Origin of the sequence: Belliella filtrata (assembly GCF_022549775.1) — a bacterium.
Lineage (GTDB): Bacteria > Bacteroidota > Bacteroidia > Cytophagales > Cyclobacteriaceae > Belliella > Belliella filtrata.
On sequence record NZ_JAKZGP010000005.1, the window covers coordinates 1 to 18,656 of the forward strand.

Annotated in this window: 21 protein-coding genes and 2 tRNA genes; 14 read left to right on the top strand and 9 right to left on the bottom strand. The window is 33.5% G+C overall.

Annotated features, from left to right (window positions below):
* Window positions 1–804 precede the first annotated feature (804 nt).
* From MM239_RS03405 to MM239_RS03420, 4 genes are all read left to right on the top strand, one after another.
* Window positions 805–1,653, top strand: a complete 849-nt coding sequence (locus tag MM239_RS03405; RefSeq protein ID WP_241346609.1) for an SDR family oxidoreductase — start codon at window positions 805–807, stop codon at window positions 1,651–1,653.
* Window positions 1,654–2,364: 711 nt separating this feature from the next.
* Window positions 2,365–3,519 carry a glycosyltransferase gene (locus MM239_RS03410; protein ID WP_241346611.1) on the top strand — a complete coding sequence of 385 codons (1,155 nt, stop codon included), beginning with the start codon at window positions 2,365–2,367 and terminating at the stop codon, window positions 3,517–3,519.
* Window positions 3,516–4,655: a UDP-galactopyranose mutase gene (glf, locus tag MM239_RS03415; RefSeq protein WP_241346612.1), complete on the top strand. Its 1,140-nt coding sequence runs from the start codon at window positions 3,516–3,518 to the stop codon at window positions 4,653–4,655. The genes MM239_RS03410 and glf overlap by 4 nt, the downstream gene beginning before the upstream one ends.
* A 3-nt stretch (window positions 4,656–4,658) precedes the next feature.
* Window positions 4,659–5,792, top strand: a complete 1,134-nt coding sequence (locus MM239_RS03420; protein ID WP_241346613.1) for a glycoside hydrolase family protein — start codon at window positions 4,659–4,661, stop codon at window positions 5,790–5,792.
* Window positions 5,793–5,911: 119 nt separating this feature from the next.
* Here MM239_RS03420 and MM239_RS03425 read toward each other — a convergent pair whose 3' ends face one another.
* Window positions 5,912–6,487, bottom strand: a complete 576-nt coding sequence (locus MM239_RS03425) for a hypothetical protein (protein ID WP_241346614.1) — start codon at window positions 6,485–6,487, stop codon at window positions 5,912–5,914.
* Between the two features lie 816 nt (window positions 6,488–7,303).
* On the opposite strand from MM239_RS03425, the gene MM239_RS03430 reads away from it, so the two are divergent.
* Window positions 7,304–8,035, top strand: a complete 732-nt coding sequence (locus MM239_RS03430) for a flavodoxin family protein (protein WP_241346615.1) — start codon at window positions 7,304–7,306, stop codon at window positions 8,033–8,035.
* A gap of 46 nt (window positions 8,036–8,081) precedes the next feature.
* Window positions 8,082–8,276, top strand: a complete 195-nt coding sequence (locus tag MM239_RS03435; RefSeq protein WP_262918435.1) for a winged helix-turn-helix domain-containing protein — start codon at window positions 8,082–8,084, stop codon at window positions 8,274–8,276.
* 67 nt (window positions 8,277–8,343) lie between these two features.
* Here the strand turns inward: MM239_RS03435 and MM239_RS03440 are convergent, their stop codons facing one another.
* From MM239_RS03440 to MM239_RS03470, 8 genes are all read right to left on the bottom strand, one after another.
* Window positions 8,344–8,685, bottom strand: coding sequence for an SdpI family protein (locus tag MM239_RS03440; RefSeq protein WP_241346617.1), 342 nt, complete (start codon window positions 8,683–8,685; stop codon window positions 8,344–8,346).
* Window positions 8,686–9,056: 371 nt separating this feature from the next.
* Window positions 9,057–10,043 carry a HipA domain-containing protein gene (locus MM239_RS03445; RefSeq protein ID WP_241346618.1) on the bottom strand — a complete coding sequence of 329 codons (987 nt, stop codon included), beginning with the start codon at window positions 10,041–10,043 and terminating at the stop codon, window positions 9,057–9,059.
* 83 nt (window positions 10,044–10,126) lie between these two features.
* Entirely contained in the window at window positions 10,127–10,453 is a 327-nt protein-coding gene (locus MM239_RS03450) for a HipA N-terminal domain-containing protein (protein WP_241346619.1), read from the bottom strand.
* Window positions 10,450–10,668: a helix-turn-helix domain-containing protein gene (locus MM239_RS03455; protein WP_241295052.1), complete on the bottom strand. Its 219-nt coding sequence runs from the start codon at window positions 10,666–10,668 to the stop codon at window positions 10,450–10,452. Before MM239_RS03455 ends, MM239_RS03450 begins: the two co-directional genes overlap by 4 nt.
* 440 nt (window positions 10,669–11,108) lie before the next feature.
* On the bottom strand, window positions 11,109–11,324 hold the full coding sequence (locus tag MM239_RS03460) for a hypothetical protein (protein ID WP_241346621.1): 216 nt from the start codon (window positions 11,322–11,324) through the stop codon (window positions 11,109–11,111).
* A 1,497-nt stretch (window positions 11,325–12,821) separates the two neighbouring features.
* Window positions 12,822–12,953 (bottom strand): hypothetical protein, encoded by a 132-nt coding sequence (locus tag MM239_RS20955; protein ID WP_262918427.1) that lies wholly within the window; start codon window positions 12,951–12,953, stop codon window positions 12,822–12,824.
* 287 nt (window positions 12,954–13,240) lie between these two features.
* Window positions 13,241–13,314 (bottom strand) — tRNA-Pro (locus MM239_RS03465).
* A gap of 7 nt (window positions 13,315–13,321) precedes the next feature.
* A tRNA-Ser gene (locus tag MM239_RS03470) sits at window positions 13,322–13,413 on the bottom strand.
* Between the two features lie 768 nt (window positions 13,414–14,181).
* Here MM239_RS03470 and MM239_RS03475 point away from each other — a divergent pair.
* The 8 genes from MM239_RS03475 (at window position 14,182) to fahA (ending at window position 18,647) form a co-directional block, all read left to right on the top strand.
* Window positions 14,182–14,460 (top strand): hypothetical protein, encoded by a 279-nt coding sequence (locus MM239_RS03475; protein ID WP_241346623.1) that lies wholly within the window; start codon window positions 14,182–14,184, stop codon window positions 14,458–14,460.
* A 113-nt stretch (window positions 14,461–14,573) separates the two neighbouring features.
* Complete coding sequence (locus tag MM239_RS03480; protein WP_241346624.1) at window positions 14,574–15,095, top strand: DUF7935 family protein; 522 nt, start codon at window positions 14,574–14,576, stop codon at window positions 15,093–15,095.
* Between the two features lie 3 nt (window positions 15,096–15,098).
* Window positions 15,099–15,524 (top strand): YkvA family protein, encoded by a 426-nt coding sequence (locus MM239_RS03485; protein ID WP_241346625.1) that lies wholly within the window; start codon window positions 15,099–15,101, stop codon window positions 15,522–15,524.
* 6 nt (window positions 15,525–15,530) lie between these two features.
* On the top strand, window positions 15,531–16,259 hold the full coding sequence (locus MM239_RS03490; RefSeq protein ID WP_241346626.1) for a Rossmann-fold NAD(P)-binding domain-containing protein: 729 nt from the start codon (window positions 15,531–15,533) through the stop codon (window positions 16,257–16,259).
* On the top strand, window positions 16,256–16,708 hold the full coding sequence (gene dtd, locus MM239_RS03495; protein WP_241346627.1) for a D-aminoacyl-tRNA deacylase: 453 nt from the start codon (window positions 16,256–16,258) through the stop codon (window positions 16,706–16,708). Before MM239_RS03490 ends, dtd begins: the two co-directional genes overlap by 4 nt.
* Window positions 16,705–17,043 carry a nucleotide pyrophosphohydrolase gene (locus tag MM239_RS03500; RefSeq protein WP_241346628.1) on the top strand — a complete coding sequence of 113 codons (339 nt, stop codon included), beginning with the start codon at window positions 16,705–16,707 and terminating at the stop codon, window positions 17,041–17,043. Before dtd ends, MM239_RS03500 begins: the two co-directional genes overlap by 4 nt.
* Before the next feature lie 74 nt (window positions 17,044–17,117).
* A complete protein-coding gene (locus MM239_RS03505) occupies window positions 17,118–17,255 on the top strand; it encodes a DUF2256 domain-containing protein (protein WP_241346629.1) in 138 nt (45 codons plus the stop codon).
* Between the two features lie 144 nt (window positions 17,256–17,399).
* Window positions 17,400–18,647: a fumarylacetoacetase gene (gene fahA / locus MM239_RS03510; RefSeq protein WP_241346772.1), complete on the top strand. Its 1,248-nt coding sequence runs from the start codon at window positions 17,400–17,402 to the stop codon at window positions 18,645–18,647.
* Window positions 18,648–18,656: the final 9 nt, after the last annotated feature.

The following is an 18,656-nucleotide window of genomic DNA, read 5'->3' on the forward strand; positions in this document are numbered from 1 at the left end:
AATACCAATAATCCACGCTGTTTTTCCCCACAAAAAAATGTGGATAAACCAACTTTAAAGCTGATTTTCGTACATTAACATACAAATACGCGTCAATACGCTACAAAGGAGCACAAGACTCCAAATATTTGAATATTGGTCAGTAAATAATGTACCTGAGTAGTTACACTAATTTTAATAGTCCTCAAAAAAACAAAACTGTTATCAGTTTGAATGAAGATTTCTTTAGATAACTCTATTTGTTTAATTTACTGTCAATTAGAGGTCGTTTACAGTGCTTTAGCAATGATCAAATGCTTTCATGCCAACTGGTAAATTAATTTCTTTTACGCTTTGAAAATGTAAATGTAATTCTCATTAGTCAAGTTTAAAAAGGCAAGTGATCTTGCCTTTTGAGGTAGAATTTACACATTCTGTAGCTTTTTTGCGTCTCAATCAATTTCCATTGGAAGATATCTTCTAGATTTTAAGACAATCAAAGAGTTAGTTTTTGATTACAAAAGAGAGAGGGTATAATCAACACGAGTTCAAAAAGCCTTTATATGTAATTATCCTTATTTATACATATATGAATGTATTTATTTGATTTGTCTCACAAAAACTTAGTAAATCAAATTTATAAAAACTGGTATAACCCTAGAGGCTACCATACAATTAATGGATGGGCATAATAGTGGAGCCACCTTAATCACTTGGCGAAACTTTTGTAAAGTTAATTACATATGACCATACTAGATGTTGGTCAAAAATTAAAAATCCTCAAATACCATTTGCTATAAAAAATAAAAAAGCCAAAAAAAAACTATGAAAAAGCCAACTGAATTTCCAGAACAACATCAGGATTTGCCTGGGTATGAAAATGAAATGAAACCTAAACCGGAGGTTATTAAAGACTCTTATAAAGGGAATGGTAAATTAAAAGAGAAAACAGTATTGATTACAGGTGGAGACAGTGGAATCGGTAGGAGTGCAGCTGTACATGCAGCTAGAGAAGGTGCTAACCTTGCGATAATTTTCTTAAGTGAGGAAGAAGATGCTAAAGAATCACAACGTTTGATTGAATATGAAGGTGCCAAATGTATCCTGCTGATGGGTGATATTAGAGATAGAGAATTTTGTAAAATGGCAGTGAAGAAGGTTGTGGAAGCATTTGGTAAAGTAGATGTGCTTATAAATAATGCAGCCATTCAACATCCTAAGGATTCTATTTTGGATATTGAAATTGAAGATTTGAAGGAGACATTTGAAACTAATATTTATTCATTCTTTTATTTGGTTCAAGAGATTTTACCTCAAATGACTTCAGGAGATTCCATCATTAATACCACCTCAGTTACTGCATATGAAGGCAATCAGTCATTGATTGATTATTCAAGTACCAAAGGAGCAATAATGGCATTCACTAGATCACTTTCTCAAAGTTTGGCAAGTAAAGGTATAAGGGTAAATGCCGTAGCTCCAGGGCCAATCTGGACACCACTTATTGTTGCGACTTTTGAAGACAATAAAGAGTTTGGGCAAGATACACCGATGCAACGTGCCGGACAACCATCTGAAGTTGGACCTGCCTTTGTATTTTTGGCTTCTGAAGATAGTAGCTACATGACAGGTCAGGTATTGCACATTAATGGGGGTAAGATTATTGGGGGTTGACATTGAATCACATTTAATCCATTTTGAGAACGAATTCAAAGCTATGACAGAATTGATTTCTGAAGAATCGATATTTCGTAAATAATATTGTTCAATAAGTGATGTAGTCGTTCTCTTTTTTTTCAAACTTCCACATTGAAAAAAGACTTGTCCCAAATGAAATATCATCTTAGCAAAATAAAACCAAATCTTACGAGTAGTCTCTTTTAAATTTGAAAAGGTATGATAGAACTTAAACCATACTTTGAATCTATTCTAGAAATTCTGGTATAACCATCAATCAAAATTGAAAAAGCTAGTCTAGAATATTTGCTATTATCATCACGGCTAGTAAAAATTATTGGTATTAGGAATGTGTCATTTTGTGATTAATGGGTGACAAAATGAAACAAATTTTTTAGTGAAAAATTACATCTTACCCCTTTAAAGCGTCTTTAAGGAGAATTATTATTTGGTTCATTATTTGGAAAACCTTATTAAATGATATTATTCTGCTAAAGTTTATAGAAATAGCTATTGAGGTTTTCAGCTAATTGAACACCATTTCTTTTTTTAAGGATATGGTACTGATTTTCCATAATGGCTGACAAATAAGCGAAATCAATAATTTAATTTCTTAACCTCAATAGGAGTTCTAATGTCATTTTAGTCTTTTGACACATCCATTTGGCTAACCCTAGTATTTCAACTTTAACCTTAAATTTCAAAGAAATGAATTTAGAAAATGTAGCAGCAGAATTATGTGAGGATAAAACAATAAATAATTTTGTCTTGAATCAATCTAAAAAAGTATTCTCGAATCAATGTGATTATGATATGGTTGTCTTTTGCCATCTAAGGTGGGACTTTGTCTACCAGAGACCACAACACATCATCAGCAGGTTTTCTCATGAATTGAAAGTGCTTTTTGTCGAGGAGCCTGTTGATAGAATTGAAAAAGGAAGCTTAGTTTTTGAAGTAAATCCAAACCTGCATGTTTTTCAACCCAATATTTCAGATTTAACAAAGCTACCTGATTTGCTTTCGAAATTTTTTAGGATTAATAATACGGCCATTGCTTGGTTTTATTCACCTTCATTTGTAGGAGTTTTGAGCGAGTTTTTATTCTCATTAGTTGTGTACGATTGTATGGATGAGCTATCGCTTTTTAAGGGAGCTTCTTCAGAGTTGATCTTCCAGGAAAAGTTATTGCTTAGTAGGGCATCAATAGTATTTACAGGAGGGAAATCACTCTTTGAAGCAAAATCTATCTTGCACCCTAATGTGTTTTGTTTCCCTAGCTCTGTCGATATTGCACATTTTTCAAAAGCAAAAAATGGTATATCAATTCCTTCTGAATTGTCATCAATACCTTCACCAGTCATAGGATACTTTGGGGTACTAGATGAAAGACTTGATTTTGAATTGATAAGGAAAACAGCAGAAATACTACCTAAATGTTCGTTTGTCTTTATTGGTCCCGTGGTGAAAATTGGTATGGAAGAACTCCCCAGACTCACTAATATACACTACTTGGGAATCAAACCTTATACACAGTTACCATATTACCTTAAAGGCTTCGATATAGCCATGATGCCTTTTGCTTTGAACGAATCGACAAGGTTTATAAGTCCCACTAAGACCTTGGAATACATGAGTGCTGGAAAACCAATTATTTCAACTGCAATTAAAGACGTTGTTAGAGATTATTCAAGTATTGTAAAATTTATTTCATCTGCAGATGATTTTGCTTTTGAGGTCAAGAGAATATTGGCTGATGAAGCACAAAAAATGAATGATCACTACGAAGCAATTCTCAAAAGGACTTCTTGGGATATTACGGTAAGTAGTATGAAATCCATAATAAATGAGACCATAGAGAAATGAAGAAAAATGAAATAGTTATCGTTGGAGCAGGTATTTCAGGAGCTGTCTTAGCAGAAAGGTATGCCAATGCAGGAAAGAAAGTTATGCTGTTAGAAAAACGCGAGCATATAGCTGGAAATTGTTATGATTATGTTGATGATAATGGGATTTTAGTGTCCAAGTATGGAGCTCACCTTTTTCACACAAATGATCAAGAAGTGTGGGAATATGTGAATCGTTTCACACAGTGGTATCCTTGGGAGCATAAGGTAATTGCTAAGGTGGATGATAAAACTGTGCCTATTCCAGTAAATATCAAAACAGTAAACATGCTTTTTGATTTAAAACTTCAGACTAAGGAGGATATGGAAAAATGGCTTCAAAATAACAGGATACCTTTTGATAATCCGAAAAATGGAGAAGAAACAGTTTTGAATAAAGTTGGCCCTGTGATTTATGAAAAAATGTTTAAGCATTATACCAAAAAACAATGGGATAAATACCCGATTGAGCTTGACGCTGAGGTATTGGAAAGAATTCCTGTAAGAATCGATGATGATTGTCGCTATTTTTCTGATAAATATCAGGCATTACCTAAAGAAGGTTACACCAAATTATTTGAAAAAATGCTTTCAAATCCAAACATTTCCGTGCGACTCAATACCGACTATTTTGACATTGAAGATCACTTAGCCGATTTTGAAAAACTTTTTTTCACAGGACCTATTGATCAATTTTTTGCTTTCAAAAAAGAGTTCGACGAAAAGCTTGAATATAGATCTATCAATTTTGAATTTGAATCTATAGATGCTGCGTTTTTTCAAGAAAATTCAGTAGTAAATTATCCTGGAATGGAACATGGTTTTACCAGAATAGTCGAATACAAGCATTTCGGAAACCAAACTGCAGAGAAGACAACAATCTCAAGAGAGTATACCGTAGCAAGTGGGGAGCCCTATTATCCTGTTCCTAACGAGAGAAATAGAAAGGTTTATCAAGCATACAAAGCTGAAGCCGAAAAACTCAAAAACATATACTTTGTTGGAAGACTTGCAAACTACAAATACTTTAACATGGATCAAGCGTTTAAAAATGCGCTTAAATTGTATGACAAGCTGGAATCCCTTGGAGAACAAAATAGCAATTTAACTTCATAAAAGATGAAAGATTTTAAGTCTATTTTGATGGGTGGCTTTGAGTGTGCAGATCATATAAATATACATGGTGAAAGGGTTAATCTGCTTAAGGAAACAGCTCATGATATACGAGTCCTTGAAGATTACATGGAGTTAAAAAAACTTGGGATTTATACCGTCAGGGAAGGTCTATGTTGGAGTAATGTTGAATATGCACCTGGGTGCTACAATTTTGGAGAAGTGCTGTCAAGAATCCAAGCGGCGGACAAATTGGGAATTCAGCAAATATGGGATATCATTCATTTTGGTTATCCAGATGACCTTTATCCTTCCCATCCTCAGTTTTGCAGGCGGTTTGTAAACCTTTGTCTAGAATTCTGTAAGTTCTTTAAGGCAAACTCCGATCAAGAATTACATTTGGTTCCTATTAATGAAATTGGATTCCTTTCCTGGTTGTCTGGAGAAGTAGCCAGTACAGCTCCTTTTCTAAAAAACAATGGTTGGGAAATGAAATACAAACTATGTGAAGCGGCTATTCTAGGCATCAAATGTGTCCGCAAAATACTACCCTCAGCATTTATATACCTTGTAGAGCCTTTGGTATGGGTGCATCATGAATCTAGTGAAGATTTTCAAAGTGCAAATCAAGAAAATAGTTACCAATACCAAGCTATGGATATAATTTTGGGTAGGATATGTCCAGAATTAGGCGGTAACTCAAGTCTTGTAGACGGATTAGGCTTTAATTATTATTGGAATTGTCAATGGGAAATAAATTCAGGGCCTCTTCCATGGCCAGACTTATCCAATAAAAGAAAAAGACTTTCTGCATTGCTTTTAAATAGCTATGCTAGATATGATAAACCTTTGTTTATTAGTGAGACAGGTCATATTGGTATTGGACGTACTACTTGGTTTGAAGAAATAATAGAAGAATGCTTAGAAGCAGTGTATTTAGGGGTAGATCTTCGAGGAATTTGCCTATATCCAGTGATCGATAGGCCAGATTGGGATGATCTATCTTGTTTTCACAATTCGGGTATTTTTGATTTGGACAAAAATAAAAACAGACTTCCATACCAGTCATATTATAAATCGATTAAAGAAAAATACAACTTAGTTAAAGAAGTAATAATTGAGACGAATAGAACTTCTTGATTATGATTGTCATATTTTAAGCAATTATTTGTTTATACATTTTTTTCCAATGAACATTACTCATAGGTTAAATCTGTTAAGGCATTGATGTGGATTTGCTTATCATTCTTGAATTTATTTTATGGTTTGAGATCGAGTTCGTCTTCATCAGGGAAATCAATTGGAGGAACTTCTTCATCAGGTGTTTCCACGATAGGTTTCTCTTGGGTTTCCTCAAATTCTTCATTAGTTTCATCTGAATCTGGAAGTTCTTTCAATGGATGGTCAGGATCATATTCATCGATATCATCAGGGATATCGAATTCATCATTTTTTTTGTTTTTTTCTGATTCCCAAACTTCGTCTGTTTGAGTTATTTCTTCCTCTGTGATATCTTTGTCCCAATCATCATCTTCCTCTAAAGGAAATATATCCTCTTTTTTTGATGAATCTTCATGGTCGGTTTCTTCTGTATTGGTATCTGGATGTACTGGATCTTCAGGATTTGATTTGTCAGTTTGCCCCCCACTATCAGGTGTATTATCGCTACCAGGAAATATGTCATCATACCCTCTGTTTTCTTCATCGGGCTCTTCAATTCTTGGTTGTGCTCTCCCATCTTTTCTAGGAATTTGGGCAAATTCTAGTAGGCCAAATACTTTTTTTAATGATATTTGTATGCAAGGTATATTGAAACCAATATTCATGATATTCATAATTTATATGTTTATGTAGTTATGGTTATGAATGTTTTACAATCAATAAATTTTAAGTACTGTCCGCTAACTTCATAGGTAAAAAGCGAGTTTGTAGTTTGTTTTTGTCTTTATGTTCATTTATTGAAAAGGAGAAGCTTGCGGTTTATTATCTATTTCTTTTACGTTTTCCTATTACTCCAATGACAATCAATATTCCTAGGAAAAGGAACAGGCCGAGTATTATTAATTCGATTCCCATAATTTCTATTTTTAGAATTTTAATAAAATCATAAAGCCAACTCTTTGAATTAGTTTTATGATTTGAACCAGTGCAAGAGTGTAACCATTAAATTTAACAAGGTGTATTGATGCTAACTGAAATGAGATCTTAACCCAATCAAAACATGAGATATTCGTAATTAAGGCTAATTTTAGCTTAAAAAGTAAGCTTTTAAATTTTGATAGTCTTGAGAAGCTGTATTGATGAATTTAAAAGTAAATAGTGGTTTTATAAGGGCAAATTGTTACTTCAAGACCACAGAAATAATTTTTTACACTGAAATCATGGAGTAAAGAAGACAGAAATTAGATGAATATTCTTCTTTTTAATAGCAACAATTTGAAGTGTAACAAGTGCTTTAAAGCTAATTTATAAGGCTCTTTTGTGACCATTAGGTTTTTTATATATAGGAATAATGCTTTTAAATTTTGACAAAATTAAAATTAAGATAGCTTAGGAAGATTCTATTTTTTCTTTCTTTTCTGGTGTCTTATTTGAATCTATCTAAAGCTGAACCGAATTAAAATTTTCAACTATTTAAATTGGATGTTAAGATGAGTGGATCAAATAATTTTAATGAAATAAGTGCAGTATTTGTTAACTGTACTTTAGAAAAGTCACCTAGGATAAGTCATACCTCAAGGCTGATTAATGTATCCAAAGGAATCATGGAGCGAGAAGGTGTAAAAGTAGAAGAAATAAGGCTGATTGACCATCAAATTCCTCCTGGAATATATCCAGACATGACTAAATATGGTTGGGAAATTGATGAATGGATGTCAATTTATCAGAAAATAATAGTTGCAGATATTTTGATTTTGGCAAGTCCAATTTGGTTAGGTGAAAAATCATCGGAAGCCAAGAAGTTAATTGAAAGGTTAGATGCAATGAGTGATAAGACCAACGAAAAAGGGCAAAATATATACTATGGCAAAGTTGCAGGATGTCTTATTACGGGAAATGAAGATGGGATAAAGCATAGTGCAATGGGGATTTTGTATTCTTTACAGCATTTAGGATTTACCATTCCTCCGCAAGCAGATAGCGGTTGGATAGGAGAGGTTGGGCCAGGTCCAAGTTACGGTGATACAGAATATAATGGAGAGAAAATATTTCCACCCAAAGGTTATGATGCTGATTTTACTAACAAAATGACAACATTCATGACTTACAACCTTTTACATTTATCCTCAATATTGAAGCAACACGGAGGATATCCAGCTTACGGAAACTCGAATGATCAATGGAATGAAGGTAATCGATGGCAATTCAAAGCGCCATTTTAGTTATGGGATAAATCTTCAAAGGGAATAAACCTTGTTTTCTAGTTCTTTGTGTGTTTGTTATCCAATTATCTTTAGTAAAACAGCTATAAAGATGATCGATCTGATAAAAAAACGACCAGATATCACTACCAAGGAGTTGGCTAATTCCCTCAAAATTTCTTACGAACGGGTAGAATATAACTTGGCTGAAATGCAAAAAAGTGGAGTTATAAATAGAGAAGGTTCTAAAAAAGGATTCTGAGTAATTAACAAATAAACTAGTGAAAACTAAAGGCAGTATCATTATTTTTTGCACTGTGTCATAGTAGTTATTTTATCATATCAATTTTCTTCAATTTTTTTTCTGTAGCAAAAATTAATGCTAGCGTAAAAACTATAAATTCTGAGAAAACTATGTAACCGATAAATTTAAACGGTATTTCGCCAAAAAGCATTAATATTTGAGTTAGATAGATAATAGGAAGTAAGAAAATCCAATTCTTAAAAAAATAATTTTGTGAGACATCCCAGTTTACTTGGTTCTTCATTGACAATTTAGTCCTATAGCCAACAATTGGATTTATAGTCTTTGGCCTAACAAAATAGAAAAGAATGACTATTAAAGTAATGACAATGTTTAACACCAAAATTGCAACTAGAAATTTATTCATTTTTAGAAATTAAAGAATTGAAATTTTAAATTCTATTATTTTTGAAATCAATCAATATGAACTACTACTAATTTCTCTTTTATTGATAACTGTGAAATCAAATCTAATTATAATTTATTAAAACAATAAAATAAAAAATTGACACATGTAATTATCCCATACTAATAAAAAAAGCGCTATCCTTATCCTGTTCTTGAGGGATTTCAAAGATTTTGTTTCAGCGGCTAAGTGTAGATTGTATCTGTCTCCACGGCTAGGTGTAGATTGTATCTACAACTTCAATATTTTTTTGAATCGACTTTGAATAGTATTTTTCTTTTTAGAATCTGTGACCATCTGTTCGATCCGATAAATCAGCGTTCTATTCGATCTTAAACTTTAATCAATTGTTTTAATTTTCCCTGATACGATTGGTAATAATTTCTTTTTGTGGCATCATTTAGAAATGAAGCAGCTACCATTTTTTCAACTAAATCTGATTTGGAAGTCATCAATGCTATGATTTCCTGAAAAGTTTTTTCTCTTATTTCTGCTTTCTCTGCTAGTTTAGCAAATTGCAAACCGATTTTGCCTTGGGCTAGATTTCTAGGCAATAGACCATCATCTAATGCAAAGTCTTTACCTTCTATATGAATATGGCTATTTAATAAGTCATAAGCCGGACTCAGTCGATAATCTCCAAAGGGTGTTTCTAATATAGAGAAATTTTTAAAGTGTGCATCTCCATTTGAAAAAAGATAATTAAAGACAAGTATTCTTAAAAGTTTTGGCGCTTCTATCTTGTAAGTTGTTAAATAGTTGCGCATTAATTCAAATATATCTAAATAATTCCCGAGATATTTGTAATGTTCTCCATGTGTTTGCGGGGTTCTTTTTGCTAAGGAAGCAAAGTCATCTTGAGCTAATTTTGAACCATCCTCTTTTACATCAAATCTTTTTGTTATGTATGCAGGTGTGCCATCTTTAAAAAATATCAATGCATTTTCTGCAGTCTCTATTCCATAAACTTGACGTGCAATTTGCATGGTTAGATGCTCGTTGGCAGGCATTTGATCTGGCTTTTTACCGGCACCTGGAATTGGTTTCAGAATATAAGTCCCTTGTTCATTTTCATTAATAAGCCTTAACTTGTTTATGTCAAGCAATACAGAAAATTTTTCTTGTACACCAGATATTGACATGCGATTTCGATTCTCTTCAAACATCTGATTAGTTTCTGGGTTGGATGCTGGAGAATCGTAAGGCAAAACATGATGCACCTTCTTGCCCTGAAAAACTCTATTCAAAGCTGTTCTGCTAAAGGTATTAAAACCTTCAGATAATGTGCCAGGACAATGTTTAATTTCATTTGTCATCATATTTTTTTTCGAAGGTCAAATGGAACTCGCATTTCATAGTTAGGAAGTAATTTTATTACAAAAGCTCGTTTCGGGTAAGCTCATTAATTTTTGAGTTTAATTATTCTAACAGCACCTATGCTGTCATTTTTTGCAGTAGTCATAAGCAATCCGAAATAGTCCTCTCTGTCGATTCTATTTAGTTTGCATACCACTTCCTTATTAGAACCTTCAGGAAGCATGTTGAAAAAAAATGGAAACAGGTATTTAGAATGAAATTCTTTTTCGGTTTTAGGTAAAGTTAGACTGATGCTTTGCCTATCGTTATTGGCTACCCAGTCATCGTGATATCGAAATGAAAACGAACCATCATCGTGTTGTGTCAAGATACCCGCTTCTTCATTTTTGAATAAAACTTTGGCTTTTCTCATTTAGTATGCGTCACATTTTTAATTTTTAGGCAAATCTCCATGCCTAACACATCAGATATCTTATGCAATGTTGACAGCGTAGGATTTCCTTTTCCGCTTTCAAACTGTTTTAAAGTTCTCAATCCAACACCAGACAGTTCTGCCAAGCCCTCCTGTGTTACTTGTAGTGCTTCCCTACGTTCTTTTATGGTTTTTATTAATTCTGAAAAGTGCATTATAGTGCATTATTTTATGCAAATGTAATACTAATTTTTACAATGTCAATAAAAAGAGCATTAAATAGCACTATGTTTTACATATCTTGGTTTTTCATATGTAATTACTAAAAAAGGTGCGTCTTAAAGCACTATTACTTTGAGTATGAGCATTTCTCTCAGTTTTTACAGTATTGGTGGTAACATATACTTTCGACAATAGTTGGTATCATTCTATTCTAGTGTGATATCAATTATATTTCCGATATTTCCCCTTTTCCAAACATAAGTATTCCAATCTTGCCAAAAATTCTAACAACTGGGTGTTTTTTAAGGTAAAACAAATAAAAGCCCCATTTAAGAGGCTTTCAAGAAAATTTACTGTGATAATAACAACATTTTAAAAATTGTGCTTTATTACGAATGTAAATATTGATTTTTTAAGACCCCCAGTGTTTTTTTCATGCTGTAAACTCAGAAGGTTTAATTCGATAGCGTACATAACTCCCTTCAGGAAGTCCCATAAGCTCAATGGCAACGACCTCGTTGAATTTCAACTGATCTTCGATAGTAAGCTTTTGAGATTCTGTTTTAATTATCTTGGATGCTTCTGCTTTTCCAATCTCATTTCTAACAATATTCGCTACAGTACCGCGTATTTCTTCCCGATATTTCATACGGAATGGATCGGGTTCGCCAATTGATTGACGAATCGCTGCATAGCGTAATGCGGATCGCTGATAAGCCCATAAAAACACATCTTTGAATAACTCTATGCGATTTAATTCATAGATACCATGTAACCCTTTGATGTAACTTTCTTCAGGGACATCAATAAATGAAAGGGGGCAAAATTTTAACGGTTAAATGGAAGGTTTGCGGCTAATCTTGAAACGCGCTTATTGACATCATCAAAAGATTGCAAATAGGGGAGTTGTACAAGAATGAAAAAAGCCTGCTCAAATCGTTAGGATTCCCTATATGCCTGAACCATTGGAAGATGGGGCAATTCTTTCTTCAATTATCCGCAGTTCATTTTGGTTTCTCATGTCGTGATAATTAATATTTCGATAAAGTCAGTAGATTATTAACTCGATAATAGAATTTTGTCGCGATACAGGTTATTGCGACAAAACTATGTCGTAAAAATCTAATAAAGCCAGTTATCTTTTTTTTTATCCCTGTAACATTATTCAAAATGAGTTTTTTAAAGGTGAAATGATAGCATGAAAGCGACAGTCTTTATTGAGTTTTCAGCATAGGCTTACATTTTGGTGACTGATATGGATGAAATTGCATGAAGGGAGATCACAATTTTATGGTATTAGGAACTAGGTGTGAAAAACACGGTTAGTATTTTTTCATTTTGTCCATCGAATATATCCTCAAACTATTTGGAACAATAAGAACACATCCTATTTTTACTCCAAGTTCAAAAAATAGGCTCTAAAAGAAGTTTTGGGTTTTGGAGGAGATGCTTTCAAACCAATTCTAACTCCATAGCTCTGCAAAGTAAGCCTGCTAGATCTTAACCCTAATATTCGAAAGCTATTATGTTGTTTGTATCGAATCTGAAATGGTAAAATTTAAAGAACGGGCTGTTATTAAAGGGCAGGTTTTTGGTGAGAGAAGGAAGTAAGTTTTTTGGATATTATAAGGATTTGGGTTATTTGATTACGGGCACTAAAATTAAAAGAAAAACTGCTTAAATTTTTTCAAAATATTTTTCAATATTCTCAAAACATATTGAAAAACAGTTATTTGTGATTGTTTGTTAAGGTGAGTAATTCGGTGAGTATTTGCAAAGTTATTAAATATAAAATATTGAAAGTAGGTTGTTTATGAAGGTGGTGCATTTTCCTCCCTTACTGCCGAACGGTCTTTCTGGAAATTTTAAGCTCCCTGGAGATTATCCTTTTGGATAATCTTCTGTCAAGCATCAATAAAATCTGTCTTATCCTGCCCATACTAAGTGGTTTTTTGGCCAATATTTCTTCGGTTTGGTGGAACCCGAAAATATAATAACTGATGGATAAACCTCTTAAGAGGGATACTTTCCTTCGGGATTTTTGGTGTATTTTATGTCGGAATGGCAGGTTTTAACCAAACAGACCAACGGGCAAACCAAAATCGTCTGATCCTTGAATGGTATACTTTGCCACGGAATTTCTGGTCTACTTTCCTTTGGAATACTGGTCTACTTTGCCTCGGAATGCTGGTATACTTTCCCTTGGAATAGTGGTATACTTTGTATTGGAATACTCACTTAAAATAAACCGATTCCCGAAATTGTTTGTCGATCTCATGGCAATTTCATTTATGAGGTTTTAGAACTGTTTGTATTCGTTTCCGATGAGCTGTTCTCAAATGGCTACTCAAACAGAACAAAAACAGATCAAAATAAACGAGTTAAAAAACAGACTTACAGATATTTAACTCGATTCCAGTGAACAAATATACAAGTATATTTTGTTCACCGTATTGTTCTCATTTTTCTTGAAATTGCTTGTATTGTATTGATATCGAAAAAAACAGAAAAGCCTGTAAATCATACGATTTACAGGCTTTTAAAAGGAGTTAGACTCCCTTGTTGTCGGGGTGGCAGGATTCGAACCTACGACCTCCACATCCCAAATGTGGCGCGATACCGGGCTACGCTACACCCCGAACTTAATGGCAGAGAGTGGGGGATTCGAACCCCCGGTACGGAATTACCCGCACGACAGTTTAGCAAACTGCTGGTTTAAGCCACTCACCCAACTCTCTATTTTAACGTCCGTATGACAATTTATCAATGAGTGAAAAACGAATTATATTTGTTAATCTACTTTTTGATACTTACCTCATGACATATTTTGGTATATGCTAAACTACCAAAACTATCGAATGAAAGTCAATATTAGATTTTTCTTCCTTCTAAAGTGATGCAAATATAAAGGATTATTATTGAAATAAGCAAAACATAAAAAGCATATTGAGTGATAAAATTAAGGTATTTATATTCTAGAATTTTAATCGCTTGTTTATCAATTAGAAAATTTTGCTATAACATCAAATTAATTTTAGCTTCTGACTCTCTTGTTAGAAAATGTTTAGGCATATAGGATCTAATTATAAGGTATAGTTTCACGAATTTGAAGGTAATTATAATTTGATAAAGTTTTCGTAAGGGTGTTATAAAGCAAATAAGTGAAGAATACATGTTTTATTCATAATAAATATTCAAATACGTTATTTCTTAATCTCAAAATGTTTTATCCAAAAATTAACAATAAAATCAACTTACATTTGTCATTTTTTTAATTTATGTTTATTAAATTTGAAATATGTTTTTGACATGTTTTAGGCTTGAAGTTAAAAAAATACCATGATCAGGGTATTTTTAATAAGTCCAGTACTCATTAACTTTACGTTCTTAAGTTGTTGAATTATGGTGCGCTTTATTTTAGACTGATTATTAGTTTGATATTTGGTGAAATGAGAGTTATTAACGGTTAGTACTTATTAGGTTTTAGAAAAATAATATTATTAATTATGGTAATTAATTCACTTCACGGTACTTTTTCTATCGTGATAAATGAAAATGCTCAAGATCAACTTTTAGTTAAATCTAAAAGCAAAGTTGAGTTAACTAGGATTTTTGATGAAAAAAGGATAGTTAAAAGCAAGGATGATGATTTTGGTTTTTTTGTAAGCTTGTGTAAGCAAGAGTTTGCTCATACATTAATCATGATGATCAAAGAGATCGATTATATGGATTTTGAAAAATACCTTTCTGAATTGGACTTGTCTTCTGATAGAATTTTTGCCTAATTTTGATCGTTTAGTAGCAAATAGAAAAACAATTTTCTTTTTTCAGAAGAGATTTTTCTCGATTACATTCTAAATTTCGGATATTCACATCCTCATTGATGAATTATCGATTTATGGAATTTGTAACAGACCTTTTTAAAATAGTACTTCCAGCTGGACTGGTGATATATGGCATGTATTTGACAGTTGTTTCATTTTTGAAAAAAGAAAGAGAAAATCAACTTATACAAATCAAAACAAAAAATTCTGAATTAATTATCCCTGTAAGATTACAAGCTGCTGAAAGAATTTGCCTTTTTCTGGAAAGGGTGACTCCAAATAATCTTGTGAGAAGAATCAATCAACCAGATTTTTCGGCAAAAGACTTACATGGACAGTTACTTTTCGAGATTAGGGAAGAGTTTAATCATAATCTCTCTCAACAAGTTTACTTTTCTGATGCTACTTGGCAAACTGTCAGAAGTGCCGTCGAGTCAGTAGTCACCATGGTCAATACAGCATATCAAGATTTGAATGAGGATGCCAGAGGAATCGATTTAGGCAAGAGAATTTTTCAAAAATCCCTCGAACATCGCAATGATGGCATACAAAATGCACTGTCTCAGGTGAAATCTGAAATTAGCATTTACTTTTAAGTTATGGGAATCAAAATAGGAAAATCACAAGAATACTTCGAAAAGGCTAAACAGCGCTATATGAATCAAGTCAATGCTATCATAGGCGAAGAGGGCAAATTGAAACAGCTAATGCATAATGCTGCCAAAAGGGTTCAACAGCTAAAAGATCATCCAAAAGTCCAACTTGCTATGGAACCTTTAATGATTTTCAAGCGAATGATATATGCTCACAAATCTGGAGAACATAAGTTATCAATGAAAACCTTAGGACTTTTAGTGCTTGGTTTATTTTACTTTGTTACTCCAATTGATATCATTCCAGACTTCTTACCTGTGATAGGGTATGCGGATGATATCTCGGTGATTATTGCAATTTTTAATGCATTGAAGGTGGAAGTTGAGGCGTTTTTGGAGTGGGAGAAAGTGAATGGGAAAAAAACTATCTAAGCCATTATGACTAAAATTGCAATAATATCAGGTACCTCTGGGATGATTGGAATGCAACTTTTACATAAGTTGATCCAAAACTCTAATTATGAGTATATTCTTTCGGTTGGTAGGAGAAAATTGGCATTGAAACATGATAAACTTATCCAAATCTCTGGTGATATGGGAATCATAAGTGATTGGAACTTGGAATTTTTGTTGAGACAAGAAGATATTGGAGGTATAATGTTTCCACTTGTTGATGCTTTAAACAAAGGGACTCATGAAATTCATGCATATTGCTCTTTAGGAACAACCATCAAACAAGCTGGATCTAAGGATCAGTTTTATAAAGTTGATCATGACTTGGTGATCGGTTATGCTAAATTTGTCAAAAAACTGGGTGCTAGTAAATTTTTATATGTCAGTGCTCTAGGTGCAGACCCTACTTCAAAGATATTCTACAATAAAGTAAAAGGTGAAACAGAGGAAGACTTAAAAGTATTTTCATTTGATTACCTTGGAATATTTCAACCATCACTTCTGATGGGAAGTAGGTCAGATTTTCGGCTTGGTGAAGAGCTGGCCAAAGTTGTGATGAAACCTTTGATTTGGTTGAAGTTACTTAAAAAAGTAAGACCGATTTATGATTATCAAGTAGCCAAATCAATGATTAAGTATGCACTAAATGAAAGTCAACTTCGGGTAGAGGAGATTCCCTCATCTGTAATGCAAGATATAAATAAGAAAGGATGATAGCTGTGATTCAACGCGTATCTTCAGCCCATGTGATAGTGGATAATGAAACTATAGGAAGTATAGGAGATGGCTTGATGATATTAATTGGTATGGAAGATGCAGATGACCAGAGTGATATCGATTGGCTTTGTAATAAAATAGTAAATATGCGGATTTTTCCAGATGATAAAGATGTAATGAACAGAAGTCTTCTTGATATCAAAGGTGATATACTTTTAGTTTCTCAATTTACTTTACATGCGAGCACTAAGAAGGGAAACCGGCCATCATATATCAAAGCTGCTAAACCAGATGTAGCGATTCCTTTATATGAAAACATGATATTAAAACTCTCCTCACTTATTAATAGACCTATAGAAACTGGGAAGTTTGGAGCGGATATGAAAGTGTCTTTGGTGAATGATGGGCCAGTTACTATTCACATTGATTCAAAAAACAGGGTATGAAAAAAGAAGATATTACCATAAAGGAGGCACAAGAGGCGGTGGATCATTGGATAAAAACTATCGGAGTTAGGTATTTTAATGAACTGACAAATATGACGATCCTAATGGAGGAGGTTGGAGAATTGGCTCGCATTATGGCTAGAAAATATGGTGAGCAATCATTCAAAGAATCAGACAAAGGAAGTGATCTTGGAGATGAAATGGCGGATGTACTATGGGTATTGATTTGCCTGGCAAATCAGACAGGCATAGACCTCACAGACGCTTTGAAAAAGAATTTTGAAAAGAAGAATGTAAGGGATATAGATAGACATAAGAATAATGACAAATTATGACGTCTTAACTTATTTTGAATTTATTTAAGGGTTAATAACCTAAAACTTTTTCAACTAAGCCGGGTTTGAAATGAATGAAAAAGGAATTTTTGCCGCAAAAGATTTGCCCTGTATGTAATAGACCATTTTCTTGGAGGAAAAAGTGGGAGAAAAATTGGGACTCGGTAACTTATTGTTCCAAAAAGTGCAAAGGGAATAAAAAAGTAAAGTAGAAATGAAGCAAGTCAGGTAGTATTTTACTATTTGATTTTTAATATTTTTTACAGTATTTGGACTACTTTTTTACATATGATTTTAAATATTAACTTTGCTCCATCATTAAACTTTCAAAGATGAGTGATCAGAATATTAAACCCATGACCACTTGGGTTCAGGTACCCAAAAATTCAGACTTTACTATTTACAATCTTCCTTTTGGAGTTTTTGAAACGAAGAGAATTTCTGCAAGGGCAGGGGTTGCTATAGGTGACAAAATTGTTGATCTTTCTGTATTGCATGATGAAGGCTTTTTTTCTGATATCACCCAATTGCCAAATGATATTTTCTTAAGGAGTTCTCTTAATGACTTTATAGCATTAGGTAAACCTGTTACTAAAAAAGTAAGGGAAAGGGTTCAAGAGTTGCTTCTTGAAGAGAATGAGAATCTTCGAGAGCATCAGTGCAGAGGGAAAGCGATGGTGGGAAGAAAAGAAGCGACAATGTTGCTGCCAGTGAAAATAGGCGATTATACTGATTTTTATAGCAGTATCGAGCATGCTACTAATGTAGGTACCATGTTTAGAGATCCTAATAATGCGCTGTTGCCCAATTGGAAACATTTGCCAGTAGGATATCACGGAAGAGCTTCTTCAATCATTCCTTCAGGAATTCCTATTACTAGACCGAAAGGACAGTTTAAAGATCCTGATATGGATGTTCCAGCATTTGGACCTAGCAGAAGGTTAGACTTTGAACTAGAGTTGGCATTTATCACCGGTAGACAAACAAAGATGGGTGAAAGTGTAAGTACAGAAGAAGCTGAAGAATATATTTTCGGATTTGTTTTGTTCAATGATTGGTCTGCAAGAGATATTCAATCTTGGGAGTATGTTCCCTTGGGTCCCTTTCTAGGTAAGAATTTCGCATCAAGTATATCTCCCTGGATTGTTACTTTGGAGGCTTTAGAGTTCGTCAGGATGGCTGGGCCTAATCAAGATACGCCTGTCTTACCCTACCTTCAATGTCAAAATAATCATGCATTTGACATCAATTTGGAAGTCTATATCAAACCTGAGAATAATGAAGCAAGTAAGGTTTGTACTTCTAATTTTAAACACATGTATTGGAACATTGCCCAGCAATTGGCTCATCATACTGTCAATGGATGCAATATCAATGTTGGAGATTTGTATGCCTCAGGAACAATTTCTGGATCTACAGAAGATAGTTATGGATCAATGCTAGAACTAGCTTGGAAAGGCACAAAACCAATTCAACTAAAGGATGGAGAGGAGAGAACCTTTATAGAGGATGGAGATACAGTAACACTGAAAGGTTACAGTGAGCGTGATGGAATAAGAGTAGGCTTTGGTGAGGTTAGCACAAAAGTGTTACCATCCAATTAAAGACCAACG

Coding starts and splice junctions, on each gene's coding strand:
- MM239_RS03405 (WP_241346609.1), top strand. CDS start 805: ATGAAAAAGCCAACTGAATTTCCAGAACAACATCAGGATTTGCCTGGG.
- MM239_RS03410 (WP_241346611.1), top strand. CDS start 2,365: ATGAATTTAGAAAATGTAGCAGCAGAATTATGTGAGGATAAAACAATA.
- glf (WP_241346612.1), top strand. CDS start 3,516: ATGAAGAAAAATGAAATAGTTATCGTTGGAGCAGGTATTTCAGGAGCT.
- MM239_RS03420 (WP_241346613.1), top strand. CDS start 4,659: ATGAAAGATTTTAAGTCTATTTTGATGGGTGGCTTTGAGTGTGCAGAT.
- MM239_RS03425 (WP_241346614.1), bottom strand. CDS start 6,487: ATGAATATCATGAATATTGGTTTCAATATACCTTGCATACAAATATCA.
- MM239_RS03430 (WP_241346615.1), top strand. CDS start 7,304: ATGAGTGGATCAAATAATTTTAATGAAATAAGTGCAGTATTTGTTAAC.
- MM239_RS03440 (WP_241346617.1), bottom strand. CDS start 8,685: ATGAATAAATTTCTAGTTGCAATTTTGGTGTTAAACATTGTCATTACT.
- MM239_RS03445 (WP_241346618.1), bottom strand. CDS start 10,043: ATGATGACAAATGAAATTAAACATTGTCCTGGCACATTATCTGAAGGT.
- MM239_RS03450 (WP_241346619.1), bottom strand. CDS start 10,453: ATGAGAAAAGCCAAAGTTTTATTCAAAAATGAAGAAGCGGGTATCTTG.
- MM239_RS03455 (WP_241295052.1), bottom strand. CDS start 10,668: ATGCACTTTTCAGAATTAATAAAAACCATAAAAGAACGTAGGGAAGCA.
- MM239_RS03460 (WP_241346621.1), bottom strand. CDS start 11,324: ATGAAATATCGGGAAGAAATACGCGGTACTGTAGCGAATATTGTTAGA.
- MM239_RS20955 (WP_262918427.1), bottom strand. CDS start 12,953: ATGAGATCGACAAACAATTTCGGGAATCGGTTTATTTTAAGTGAGTAT.
- MM239_RS03475 (WP_241346623.1), top strand. CDS start 14,182: ATGGTAATTAATTCACTTCACGGTACTTTTTCTATCGTGATAAATGAA.
- MM239_RS03480 (WP_241346624.1), top strand. CDS start 14,574: ATGGAATTTGTAACAGACCTTTTTAAAATAGTACTTCCAGCTGGACTG.
- MM239_RS03485 (WP_241346625.1), top strand. CDS start 15,099: ATGGGAATCAAAATAGGAAAATCACAAGAATACTTCGAAAAGGCTAAA.
- MM239_RS03490 (WP_241346626.1), top strand. CDS start 15,531: ATGACTAAAATTGCAATAATATCAGGTACCTCTGGGATGATTGGAATG.
- dtd (WP_241346627.1), top strand. CDS start 16,256: ATGATAGCTGTGATTCAACGCGTATCTTCAGCCCATGTGATAGTGGAT.
- MM239_RS03500 (WP_241346628.1), top strand. CDS start 16,705: ATGAAAAAAGAAGATATTACCATAAAGGAGGCACAAGAGGCGGTGGAT.
- MM239_RS03505 (WP_241346629.1), top strand. CDS start 17,118: ATGAAAAAGGAATTTTTGCCGCAAAAGATTTGCCCTGTATGTAATAGA.
- fahA (WP_241346772.1), top strand. CDS start 17,400: ATGACCACTTGGGTTCAGGTACCCAAAAATTCAGACTTTACTATTTAC.